General features: G+C 74.2%; 9 protein-coding genes. 6 read left to right on the forward strand and 3 right to left on the reverse strand.

All coding sequences use genetic code 11. The annotated features are described in order from the left end of the window. The first annotated feature begins 123 nt into the window (after positions 1–123). The 5 genes from ACFU0Y_RS02130 to ACFU0Y_RS02150 all read left to right on the forward strand — a co-directional run bounded on the left by ACFU0Y_RS02130 (position 124) and on the right by ACFU0Y_RS02150 (position 7884). Positions 124–507 carry an L-rhamnose mutarotase gene (locus tag ACFU0Y_RS02130; RefSeq protein ID WP_380212795.1) on the forward strand — a complete coding sequence of 128 codons (384 nt, stop codon included), beginning with the start codon at positions 124–126 and terminating at the stop codon, positions 505–507. Further along, positions 504–1670: an L-rhamnose isomerase gene (rhaI, locus tag ACFU0Y_RS02135; RefSeq protein WP_380212796.1), complete on the forward strand. Its 1167-nt coding sequence runs from the start codon at positions 504–506 to the stop codon at positions 1668–1670. The genes ACFU0Y_RS02130 and rhaI overlap by 4 nt, the downstream gene beginning before the upstream one ends. A 69-nt stretch (positions 1671–1739) precedes the next feature. Then, positions 1740–3830 carry a bifunctional aldolase/short-chain dehydrogenase gene (locus ACFU0Y_RS02140; RefSeq protein ID WP_380212797.1) on the forward strand — a complete coding sequence of 697 codons (2091 nt, stop codon included), beginning with the start codon at positions 1740–1742 and terminating at the stop codon, positions 3828–3830. A 5-nt stretch (positions 3831–3835) separates the two neighbouring features. Further along, positions 3836–5308 (forward strand): rhamnulokinase family protein, encoded by a 1473-nt coding sequence (locus tag ACFU0Y_RS02145; RefSeq protein ID WP_380212798.1) that lies wholly within the window; start codon positions 3836–3838, stop codon positions 5306–5308. 50 nt (positions 5309–5358) lie between these two features. Next, positions 5359–7884 carry a glycoside hydrolase family 3 C-terminal domain-containing protein gene (locus ACFU0Y_RS02150; protein ID WP_380212799.1) on the forward strand — a complete coding sequence of 842 codons (2526 nt, stop codon included), beginning with the start codon at positions 5359–5361 and terminating at the stop codon, positions 7882–7884. Positions 7885–8037: 153 nt separating this feature from the next. Here ACFU0Y_RS02150 and ACFU0Y_RS02155 read toward each other — a convergent pair whose 3' ends face one another. The 3 genes from ACFU0Y_RS02155 to ACFU0Y_RS02165 are packed head-to-tail and all read right to left on the reverse strand — an operon-like array spanning position 8038 to position 10557. Further along, a complete protein-coding gene (locus tag ACFU0Y_RS02155) occupies positions 8038–8835 on the reverse strand; it encodes an ABC transporter permease subunit (protein WP_380212800.1) in 798 nt (265 codons plus the stop codon). Continuing rightward, positions 8832–9794, reverse strand: a complete 963-nt coding sequence (locus tag ACFU0Y_RS02160; protein WP_380212801.1) for an ABC transporter ATP-binding protein — start codon at positions 9792–9794, stop codon at positions 8832–8834. Before ACFU0Y_RS02160 ends, ACFU0Y_RS02155 begins: the two co-directional genes overlap by 4 nt. 1 nt (position 9795) lies before the next feature. Beyond that, on the reverse strand, positions 9796–10557 hold the full coding sequence (locus tag ACFU0Y_RS02165; protein ID WP_380212802.1) for a TetR family transcriptional regulator: 762 nt from the start codon (positions 10555–10557) through the stop codon (positions 9796–9798). Positions 10558–10790: 233 nt separating this feature from the next. Here ACFU0Y_RS02165 and ACFU0Y_RS02170 point away from each other — a divergent pair, with 233 nt between their 5' ends. Further along, positions 10791–11831, forward strand: coding sequence for an LCP family protein (locus ACFU0Y_RS02170; RefSeq protein WP_380212803.1), 1041 nt, complete (start codon positions 10791–10793; stop codon positions 11829–11831). Positions 11832–11917 lie beyond the last annotated feature (86 nt).

Consider the following 11917-nt stretch of genomic DNA (forward strand, 5'->3'; position numbering starts at 1 on the left):
GCAGCCCGCCTCGCACCGGGAGCACCCCCGGCTCTCGCCGAACCGGGGGACCGTCACGACCGTCTCCCCGCACCGCGGAGCCGGCAACCACAGACCCCAGCACCACTCGATGAGAGGACGGACATGGAACGCGTCTGCTTCCGGTTGCAGGTCAAGCAGGAGCACCTCGCCGAGTACGCCCGACGCCACGCCACCGTCTGGCCCGACATGCTCCGCGCCCTGCACGCCACGGGCTGGCGCAACTACTCCCTGTTCCTGGGCGAGGACGGCCTGCTGATCGGCTACCTCGAGACCGAGGACCTGGCCGCAGCCCAGGCCGGAATGGCCGCCACCGACGTCAACGCACGGTGGCAGACCGAGATGGCCCCGTTCTTCGAGGACCTCGACCTCCCGCCCGACCAGGGCTTCCTGCGGCTGACCGAGGTCTTCCACCTCGAGGACCAGCTCCCGGTCCTGCACCCGCCCCGGACCCGTACCGATGACCCGCACCCAGGAGAATCCTCATGACCTCGTTCGACGACATCGCGCCCCAGCTGGCCGCCCAGGCCATCGAGCTGCCCTCGTGGGCGTTCGGCAACTCGGGGACCCGGTTCAGGGTCTTCTCGACGCCGGGCACCCCGCGCACGGTGGAGGAGAAGATCGCCGACGCCGCCACGGTGCACCGCCTCACCGGCCTGGCCCCGACCGTGGCCCTGCACATCCCGTGGGACCAGGTGGACGACTACGCGGCCCTGGCCCGGTACGCGGCCGACCAGGGGGTGGCGCTGGGCACGATCAACTCCAACACCTTCCAGGACGACGCCTACAAGTTCGGCTCCCTGACCCACTCGGACCACGCGGTGCGGGCCAAGGCGGTCGAGCACCACCTGCGGTGCCTGGAGATCATGGGCGAGACCGGATCGCGGGACCTGAAGATCTGGCTGGCCGACGGGTCCAACTACGCCGGCCAGCAGGACATGCGCGGACGCCAGGACCGGCTGGCGGAGTCGCTGGCCGAGATCTACGCCCAGGTCGCGGCGCAGCAGCGGCTGGTGCTGGAGTACAAGTTCTTCGAGCCGGCGTTCTACCACACCGACGTCCCCGACTGGGGCACGGCCTGCGCCCAGGTCACCGCCCTCGGGGAGCGGGCGCTGGTCTGCCTGGACACCGGCCACCACGCCCCGGGCACCAACATCGAGTTCATCGTGATGCAGCTGCTGCGGCTCGGCAAGCTCGGCTCCTTCGACTTCAACTCCCGCAACTACGCCGACGACGACCTCATCGTGGGGGCGGCGGACCCGTTCCAGCTCTTCCGGATCATGGTCGAGGTGATCCGCGGCGGGGCGCTGGACCCGGCCTCGGGGGTGGCCTTCATGCTCGACCAGTGCCACAACGTGGAGGAGAAGATCCCCGGCCAGATCCGCTCGGTGCTCAACGTCCAGGAGATGACCGCCCGCGCCCTGCTCGTCGACCGCGCCGCGCTGACCGCCGCGCAGGAGGCCGGGGACGTGCTCGGCGCCCACCAGGTCCTGATGGACGCCTTCTACACCGACGTCCGCCCCGCCCTGGCGGGCTGGCGGGAGTCCCGCGGCCTGCCGGCGGAGCCGATGGCCGCCTACGCCGCCTCCGGGCACCAGCAGCGACTGGCCGCCGAGCGCGTCGGCGGAACCCAGGCCTCCTGGGCCTCCTGAGCCCCTTCGCAGCTGCCCGCCCGATTCCACCAGAGCCCACCAGACCCGCCCGACGAGGAGCCCCCTGACATGACCGCCCGACACACCACCGCTCAGCAGACCGCCCCGGACACCGCGCAGGACACCGCGCAGGACACCGTCGCCGCCCTCATCGCCCGGTCCAACCGGCTCGGGGCGGACCCGAGGAACACCAACTACGCGGGCGGGAACACCTCCGCCAAGGGCACTGCGACCGACCCCGTCACGGGCGAGGGCGTCGAGCTGCTGTGGGTCAAGGGCTCCGGCGGCGACCTCGGCACCCTGGCCGAGAAGGGCCTGGCCGCGCTCCGGCTGGACCGGCTGCGCGCCCTCGTCGACGTCTACCCCGGGGCGGAGCGGGAGGACGAGATGGTCGCGGCCTTCGACTACTGCCTGCACGGCAAGGGCGGGGCCGCGCCGTCCATCGACACGGCCATGCACGGGCTGGTCGACGCCGCGCACGTGGACCACCTGCACCCCGACTCCGGCATCGCGCTCGCCACCGCCGCCGACGGCGAGGCGCTCACGGGCGAGATCTTCGGCGGGAAGGTCGTGTGGGTGCCCTGGCGCCGCCCCGGCTTCCAGCTGGGCCTGGACATCGCCGCGATCAAGGACGCGAACCCGCAGGCGATCGGGTGCATCCTGGGCGGGCACGGCATCACCGCGTGGGGCGCCACCAGCGAGGAGTCCGAGCAGAACTCCCTGTGGATCATCCGCACCGCCGAGGCCTACATCGACCAGCACGGCCGGCCCGAGCCCTTCGGCCCGGTCCTGGACGGCTGCCAGGCGCTGCCGGAGGCGCAGCGCCGGGCCAAGGCCGCGGCCCTGGCCCCGGTGATCCGCGGACTGGCCTCGCACGACCGTCCGCAGGTCGGCCACTTCACCGACGACGCCCGGGTGCTGGAGTTCCTCGCCGCCGCCGAGCACCCGCGCCTGGCCGCACTCGGCACCTCCTGCCCGGACCACTTCCTGCGCACCAAGGTCAAGCCCCTGGTCCTGGACCTGCACGCCGGCGCCCCGGTCGAGGAGTGCGTGGCGCGGCTCCAGGAGCTGCACGAGGCCTACCGCGCCGACTACCAGGCCTACTACGACCGTCACGCCGGCCTGGACTCGCCCGCGATCCGCGGGGCGGACCCGGCGATCGTGCTGGTGCCCGGGGTCGGGATGTTCTCCTTCGGCAAGGACAAGCAGACCGCCCGGGTCGCCGGGGAGTTCTACCTCAACGCCATCAACGTGATGCGCGGGGCCGAGGGCATCTCCAGCTACGCGCCGATCGACGAGGCCGAGAAGTTCCGCATCGAGTACTGGGCCCTGGAGGAGGCCAAGCTCCGGCGCATGCCCGCGCCCAAGCCGCTGGCCACCCGGATCGCCCTGGTCACCGGGGCGGCGTCGGGCATCGGGCGGGCCATCGCCACCCGTCTGGCCGCCGAGGGCGCCTGCGTGGTCATCGCCGACCTGGACGAGGAGAAGGCCCGGGCCGCGGCCGCGGAGCTCGGCGGGCCGGACGCGGCCGTCGGCGTGGCCGTGGACGTCTCCGACGAGGCCGCCGTGCAGGCCGCGATCGAGGCGGCCGTCCTGGCCTTCGGCGGCCTGGACCTGGTGGTCAACAACGCGGGGCTGTCGCTGTCCAAGCCGTTGCTGGAGACCACCGAGGCCGACTGGGACCTGCAGCACGACGTCATGGCCAAGGGCTCCTTCCTGGTCGCCAAGAACGCGGCCCGGGTGCTGATCGCCCAGGAGCTGGGCGGGGACATCGTCTACATCTCCTCGAAGAACTCGATCTTCGCCGGCCCCAACAACATCGCCTACTCCGCGACCAAGGCGGACCAGGCCCACCAGGTCCGGCTGCTGGCCGCCGAGCTGGGCGAGCACGGCATCAAGGTCAACGGCATCAACCCGGACGGGGTGGTGCGCGGCTCCGGGATCTTCGCCGGGGGCTGGGGCGCCAAGCGCGCGGCGGTCTACGGCGTGCCGGAGGAGGAGCTGGGCGCGTACTACGCCCAGCGCACCCTGCTCAAGCGGGAGGTCCTGCCCGAGAACGTCGCCAACGCGGTGTTCGCCCTGTGCACCGCCGACTTCTCCCACACCACCGGTCTGCACGTGCCCGTCGACGCCGGCGTGGCCGCCGCCTTCCTCCGGTGAGTCCGGTGCGCATCCCCGCGGCGGTCGCCGCCGTCGACCTGGGGGCCACCAGCGGGCGCGTGATCGTCGGCGGCCTCGCGGACGGACGGCTCCGCCTGCGCCACGTGGCCCGCTTCCCCAACCAGCCCGTGCGCCTGCACGAGGGGGACCGTTCCGGGCTGCACTGGAACATCACCGAGCTCCACCGGTCCCTGACCGCGGGACTGGCCCAGGCCCTGCGGGGGGGCGACGACGTGGTCTCCGTCGGCGTCGACTCCTGGGCCGTGGACTACGCCCTGCTGCGGAACGGCCGGATGCTCGGGGTGCCCTACCACTACCGGGACGAGCGCACCGCCGCCGGAGTGGCGGCCGTGCACGCGCAGGTGGGCCCGGAGGAGCTCTACGCCCGCAACGGCCTGCAGCACCTGCCGTTCAACACGGTCTTCCAGCTCGCCGCCGACCGGATCGCCGGGGACCTGGCCGTGGCCGACCGGGGCCTGCTCGTCCCGGACCTCGTCGCCTACTGGCTCACCGGGCAGCAGGTCGCCGAGGCCACCAACGCCTCCACCACCGGCCTGCTCGACCCCCGCACCCGGCAGTGGGACACCGGGCTGCTGGACGAGCTCGGGGTCGCCCGTGGGCTGCTCGCGCCCGTCGTCGCCCCCGGCACCACGATCGGTGCACTGCTGCCGGCGGTGGCGGCCGAGCTGGGCGCCGGGCCGGGGCCGACGGTCACCGCCGTGGGCTCCCACGACACCGCATCGGCGGTCGCCGCCGTGCCGAGCACCGCCGAGGACGCGGCCTTCATCTCCTCCGGCACCTGGTCCCTGGTCGGCGTCGAGCTGGAGGCCCCGGTGCTCTCCGCCGAGAGCCGGGCGGCGAACTTCACCAACGAGGGCGGCGTGGACGGGCGGGTGCGCTACCTCAAGAACGTCTCGGGACTGTGGCTGCTCACCGAGTCCATGCGCACCTGGGACGGGCCCGGGGCCACCGACGCCCAGCGCAGCAGCGACCTCGCGGCCCTGCTCGCCGAGGCCGCCGCCGTGACCCGCCCCGTGCCGGTCTTCGACGCCACCGACGAGCGCTTCACCGCCCCGGGGGACATGCCCGCCCGCATCACCGCCTGGTGCCTGGAGCACGACCGCGAGCCCCCGCGCACCCGCGCCGAGGTGGTGCGCTCCATCCTGGAGTCCCTGGCCGCGGCCTACGCCACCACGATCGAGCAGGCCGAGCGGCTCTCCGGGCGGACCATCCGCACCGTGCACGTCGTGGGCGGCGGATCGCAGAACGCCCTGCTGTGCCAGCTCACCGCCGACCGCACCGGCCGCACCGTGCACGCCGGGCCGGCCGAGGCCACCGCCATCGGCAACGTGCTCGTGCAGCTGCGGGCCGCCGGGATCGTCCCCGGCTCCCTGGAGAACCTGCGGGACCTCGTGGCCCGGAGCATCGAGCCCGTCCGCTACGTCCCGCGGGTGCTCGCTCCGCCCCGCCGGTCGTGACCGACCTGTGGCACTGTGAGGAGCACACCCCGGGAGAAAGCGACACCACCATGACCGACGCCACCCGGACCTCCGGCCGCGCCACCCGCCTCACCGAGCTCGTCGACCGGCTCTCCCTGGCGGAGAAGGTGCACCTGCTCACCGGCGAGACCGCCTTCACCCTGCCCGGCAACGAGACGATCGGCCTGGCGCCCCTGGCCTTCTCGGACGGTCCCACCGGGGTGCGCGGGCTGACCTTCGTCGGTGGGGACGCCGTGGCCCTGTTCCCCAGCGCGACCCTGATCGCCGGGGCCTTCGACGACGGGATCGCCGAGGAGGTGGGGCGGATGCTGGCCGAGGAGGCCCAGCGCCAGCACATCCACGTGGTCCTCGGTCCCACGATCAACCTGCACCGCTCCCCGCTGGGCGGGCGGCTGTTCGAGGCCTACTCCGAGGACCCGTACCTCACCGGGCGCACGGCCGGCGCCTACGTGCGCGGCATGCAGGCCGGCGGCACCGCCGCCTGCCCGAAGCACCTGGTGGCCAACGAGTCCGAGACGCTGCGCAACTTCATGGACTCCCGGGTCTCGGAGACCGCACTGCGCGAGCTGTACCTGCTGCCCTTCGAGATGGCGGTCCAGGACGCCGGCGCCTGGTCGATGATGGCCGCCTACAACGACGTCAACGGGGTGGCGGCCACCGAGCACGACCACGTCCAGAACGGGATCGTCAAGGGCGAGTGGGGCTGGGACGGGCTGATCATGAGCGACTGGTTCGCCACCAAGCGCACCGCGGCCTCCGCCAACGGCGGCCTGGACCTCGTCATGCCCGGCCCCGGCGGGCCCTGGGGCGAGCGCCTCGTGACCGCGGTCCGGGCCGGCGAGGTCGCGGAGGAGACGATCGACGACCACGTGCTGCGGCTGCTGCGCCTGGCCGAGAGGGTCGGCGGGCTCACCCCGCCGGGGCAGCGGCCCCGGCCGTGGGCGCAGGACCTGCCCACGGTGGACTCCCCGCAGCGGAAGGAACAGCTGCGCCGGATCGCCGCCCGGGGCATGACGGTCGTGGCGAACCGCGGCGTCCTGCCCCTGGCGGTCGAGGGAGGCGCCGGCCAGGACGTGGCGCTGATCGGACGGCACGCGATCGACACCGTGGACATGGGCGGGGGCTCGGCGGTCGTGAACCCGCCCTACCAGTCCACGATCGCCGACGGGCTGGCCGCGCTGCTCGGGGACCGCGTGCGCGTGGCCGACGGACCGGCCGTGCGGACCCGCCCGGTCCCCGCGGACCCCGCCTTCCTCACGGATCCGGCCACCGGGACCCCCGGGATGCAGGTGGTGCTGCTCGGCGCCGACGGCACCGAGCTCACCCGGTACCACTCCGACTCCCCGGCGATCTCGATCGACGAACACGACGACCTCGGCCAGGCCCCGGCCACCGCGGTGCTCACCACCGTCCTGGCCAACGACGCGGGACCGGTGCGACTGGGCGCCGTCGGCGCCGGGCGCTGGCACCTGGTGGCGGAGGGGAAGGAACTGTCGGCCGAGCTGCGCCTCGAGGGGCAGGACCCGGGGGAGGCGATGCTGCGCCCGCCGGCCTTCGCCGAGACCGTGGAGCTGCCGGCCGCGGCCACCGTCACGGCCACCGTGGCGCCGGCCCCGGTCGACTGGCGGGAGCTGCTCCTGGGCGACCCGGACCTGGGCCTGGCCGAGGAGAGCCACCTGCTGCAGCTGGCCACGGCGGGCATGACGGCCCTGGTGGCCGCCCCGGCCCCGCGCCCCGACGACGACCTGCTCGCCGCCGCCGGCACCGCGGCGGCCGCCGCCGGCACCGCCGTCGTCGTCGTCGGCCTGACCGAGGAACAGGAGACCGAGGCCGCCGACAAGACGACCCTCGCCCTGCCCGGGCGCCAGGACGAGCTCGTGACCCGGGTGGCCGCCGCAGCCGAGCGGACCGTGGTCGTCGTCAACGCCGCCACCCCCGTGCTCATGCCCTGGCTGGACCAGGTGGACGCGGTGCTGGTCGCCGGGCTGCCGGGGCAGGAGGGAGGGCACGCCGTGGCCGCCGCCCTGACCGGCGTGCTCGAGCCCACCGGGCGACTGGTCACCACCTGGCCCGCCGCGGACGGTGCCGCCCCGGCGTGGGACGTGGTCCCGGACGGCGACCGGGCGCTGAGCTACGCCGACGGCACGTTCATCGGCCACCGCGGCCACCACGCCGGGCACGCCCCCGCCCCGCTGTTCTGGTTCGGGCACGGCCTGGGCTACGGCACCTGGGAGTATGGGACCGTGGACGCCCACGAGGACGAGGACGGGCTCGTGGTCACGGTCGAGGTCACCAACACCTCGCCCCGGGACTCGCGGGAGACCGTGCAGGTCTACCTGGAGCCGGCCGAGGACGACCAGCCGGTCCGCCTGATCGGCTACCAGGGGGTGGACGCCCCCGCCGGGGCCACGGCCGTCGTCAGGGTGGGCTGCGACGACCGGCTGCTCCGCCGCTGGGACGAGACCGCCGGCACCTGGGCACCCCTGGGCGGGGGCGGAGAGCTCGTGCTCGCCCGCGGGCTGGGCGACGTCCGGGCACGGGTTCCGCTGGCCTGACCGTGGCGACGTCTCTGCGCGCGGGACCGCGGGACGTCCTGCCGGTCCGGACGCCCGGTGGCGCACCGGGCCAGGCCCGTGGACCGGCCCAAGTGGATCGGACGGTGTGGATCGGACGGTGTGGTTCAGCCGGTGTGGTTCAGCCGGTGTGGATCAGACCATGAGGTCGCGCCGGGTGAAGGCGGCGGCTCCGCCGAGCGCGGCCAGCACCGCGAGGGCGGCCAGCAGCGCCAGGCCCGGCCCGTCGAATCCGGTGGCCAGCGGTTCGGCGCCGATGTACCAGTGGAAGGGGGAGATCCGCTCCATCCAGGGGGCCTCCGCGATGGGGGAGAGGTAGGCGAGCAGGTAGGCGGTCACCGCGACCGCCGCGGCCGTTCCCAGGGCGACCCCGCGCCGGCCGGTGGCGGCTCCCACAGCGAACGCGACCGTGCCCAGGGCGCCGCCGAACAGGAGCAGACCCGTGCTCGCCGCCGCCACGTTCGTGGCCGACAGGCCCAGCTCCAGCGCGGTGGAGAGGACGCCGAGGGAGGCGCTGAGGGCGACGACCAGCACGAGGACCGTCAGCCACAGGGCGGCCAGCCGTTCGGCGTAGATCCTGCGCCGCGAGACGGGGGCGCTGAGCTCCAGCTCCAGGGTGCCGTCCTCCTCCTGCCCGGCCACCAGGCGAGCGCCCAGGCCGATGGCGCACACCAGCGTCAGGACCGCGCCGAGCAGCGAGTAGACGGTCGAGGTGACGTAGCCGGCCGCCGTGGTCATGCTGTCGAAGCCCATCGCGGTGATGAACTCGGACGGCATGGACTCGAGCATCGCGTCCATCTGGCCGCCGCCCACACTGGGGTAGAACGCCGTGTACAGGGCGGTGACGGCCGCGACGGCGAGCGCCCACAGCAGCAGCGACCGCCGGTTGGTCCGCAGCACGCGGTGCAGGACGGTTCCGTTCCGGGCGGTCATCGCACGGCCTCCTGGTGCGCGGCCCCGGGACCCGGTGCGGGGCGGTCGGCGGTGGTGGGGCCGGCCGGCCGCCGGTAGAAGTCCAGGAACAGGTCCTCGAGCTCCCGGTCCTCGGCCTGCCAGCGCACCACCCGGTGCCGGGCGGCCGCGGTCAGCAGCGGCATCGGATCGCCGCGGAGCAGGCAGCTGAGGGTCACGCCGTCGGAGGGGTCGAGGGCCGCGTCCTCCACCCCGGGCAGCTCCGCGAACTCCGCCAGGGACACCGGCCCGGCGAAGCGCAGGAGCACCTGCTGCCCGGCGCGGGCCCGCAGGGCCCGCACGTCGTCGACGTCGACCACCCGGCCCTCGCGGATGATGGCGACGCGTCCGGCGACCTCCTCGACCTCCTGCAGCATGTGGCTGGACAGGAAGACCGTGGCGCCGCCGGCGCCGGCCTCGCGGGCGAGGTGCAGGAACTCGCGCTGGAGCAGGGGGTCCAGGCCGCTGGTCGGCTCGTCCAGGACGAGCAGCTCGGGCTCGTGCATGAACGCCTGGACCAGCCCGACCTTCTGCTTGTTGCCCTTGGACAGCGCGCGCAGCGGGCGGGACAGGTCCAGGGAGAGCCGTTCGGCGAGCTCGCCGGTGCGCCGCCGGCCGCGGCCGCCGCGCAGGGCCGCGAGGTAGGCCAGGTACTCCCCGGCGCTCATCCGGGCGGGGAAGGAGAGCTCGCCCGGCAGGTAGCCGATCCGCTCGCGCAGCCCGGGCCCGCCGGCGGCGGGGGCGGTGCCGAAGATCTCCACCGTGCCCGCGGTGGGACGCAGCAGGTCCATGAGCAGCCGGATGGTCGTGGACTTCCCGGCGCCGTTGGGCCCCAGGAAGCCGAACACCTCCCCGGCCTGCACGTCGAGGTCCACGCCGTGCAGGGCGCGGGTGCTCCCGTAGTCCTTCACGAGCCCCTGCGCCCGGATGACCGGTGTCATGTCAGTGCTCCTCGCTGTCGGGGCCTGCGGTGTCCGGGCCTGCGGAGTCGGAGCCGTCGCGATCCCTGCCCTCGGGATCCCCGCCCTCGGCGGGCGCCCCGGCGGGCTCTCCGGAGGGGGCGAAGGCGTCCCGGAAGTGCTCCACCGCTCCTGCGGTGAACAGACCCGGCCCCAGGACCTCCACCATCGCGGTCGCGTACTCGGCCATGGCCTCCGGGTCCCGGTCCGGGGCGGTCAGCGAGACGCCCAGCACCCGCTCGAGCTGGGCGTGCAGGGTCAGCGACCCCAGCGACCAGAACGTCAGCAGGGCCGCGCGGGTCCGCGGCGCGGCGGAGGGCCGGACCCACCCCGTCTCCTGCAGTCCGGCCAGGTACCGCTCGGCGTCCTCGACCAGCTGGTCGACGAGGGCGTCCGAGCCGCCGGAGGGCTCCACGAGGCTGCGGGCCAGGTAGTCCAGGAGCGGCAGCTCGGAGGGCCACCGGCGCAGCGCGGCCAGCGGGTCCAGGTCCGGCCCGGACGCCACGACGTCCTCCTGCTGGTGCCGCAGCACGGCGGCGACGTACTCGTCGCACGCCGTGCGCAGCCCCGCCTTCGAGCCGAAGTAGTGGGCGACGTGGCTCGGCGCGACTCCCGCCGCGGCGGCCACGGCGCGGAGGCTGGTGGCCGCGATGCCCTGTGCGGCGAAGAGGGCGAGGCCGGCGTCGCGGATCCGCGCTCGCGTGCTCCGGTCGTCGACCTCGACCGGACGACGTCTTGAGCGCATGACCTAATTCTAGAACGGCTGTTCAAGGCTCGTCCAGGCCATGGACGGTGATCCTCGTCCGTCGGCGTCAGCTCGCGACGGCGGGCAGCCGTCGTCCGCCTTCCCTTGCTCGTCGGCCCGGTCCCTGGTCGGAGCCGTCCAGCCGCCACCCAGGCCGGTCTCCTACACTTCGGTGCTGGTCTCCGGAGTGCGGTCCGCGCCCCGTCGACGCCCCGAGACGATCCAGGACTCCCATGCCATCCTCCCCCCGTTCCCTGCCGTCGTTCCGCGCGCTGCCCCGCTGGTGCCGGCTGGCCGTGACCCTGGGCGTCGTGCTCGCGCTGCTCGTGGTGGCCACCGTGGCGGCCACGGCGGTGCGCTTCGCCCGACTGGCCGCGGACGTCGACACGGTCGAGCTGGTCCGGGAGGACGCCGCGCCCGCGATCGCCGCCACCGGGCGCGGCGTCAATGTGCTGGTGGTCGGCTCGGACGGACGGGACGACGACCCGCTGATGGGGGACCGGGCCGACTCCATGGTGCTGGTTCACCTCAGCGAGGACCGCACCCGGATCGACGCGCTCCAGATCCCGCGTGACACCGTGCTGGACCTCCCCCCGTGCGCCGAGGACATCGACGACGTGTACTCCGGCTATCGCGGCATGATCAACGGCGCGCTGGGCGCAGGGGCCGGATGCCTGGTCACGGCGGTGGAGTCGCTGACCGGAGTGTCCCCGGACCACTTCCTCGAGCTGCGCTTCGAGGGCTTCGCCCGCATCGTCGACTCCCTGGACGGGCTCCCGGTGGACCTGCCGGAGCCCCTCGTCGACCCCAAGGCAGAGCTGGACCTCCCCGGCGGTGAGCAGGTGCTGGACGGCGACGAGGCCCTGGCCTGGTCCCGGACGCGCTACAGCATCGGGGACGGCAGTGACATCGGGCGGATGGGCAATCAGCAGACGGTGATGCACACGATCGTGGACCGCGTCCGGGAGCGGAAGCTGGCCACGCACCCCCGGCGGGCCCACGGGTTCCTCGACGCCGTGACCTCGTCGGTCCGCACCGACACGGAACTGGCCCGGGTCCCGACCATGGCGCGGCTGGGTGCCGGACTCGCCCGCGTTCCGCGCGAGAACATCAGCATCGAGACCATGCCCTGGGTGCCGGACACCCTTGACCCGAACCGGGTGGTGCCGGCGGCAGAGGCGCAGGAGGTCTTCGCCGCTCTGTCGAGGGACGAGCCCGCCCTGGGCCGCGCCGCACCTCCGGCCGGGGAGGACGGGCCCGCAGCGGTCCGCTGAGCCAGGGCGGGCGCCACCGACCCATCCGCTGCCTCCTCGGCGCCGAACATCCTTCACGAGAGCACCCCATCGAGGAGGAGAAGAGG

It is taken from the genome of Kocuria sp. NPDC057446 (genome assembly GCF_042802875.1).
Classification (GTDB): Bacteria; Actinomycetota; Actinomycetes; order Actinomycetales; family Micrococcaceae; genus Kocuria.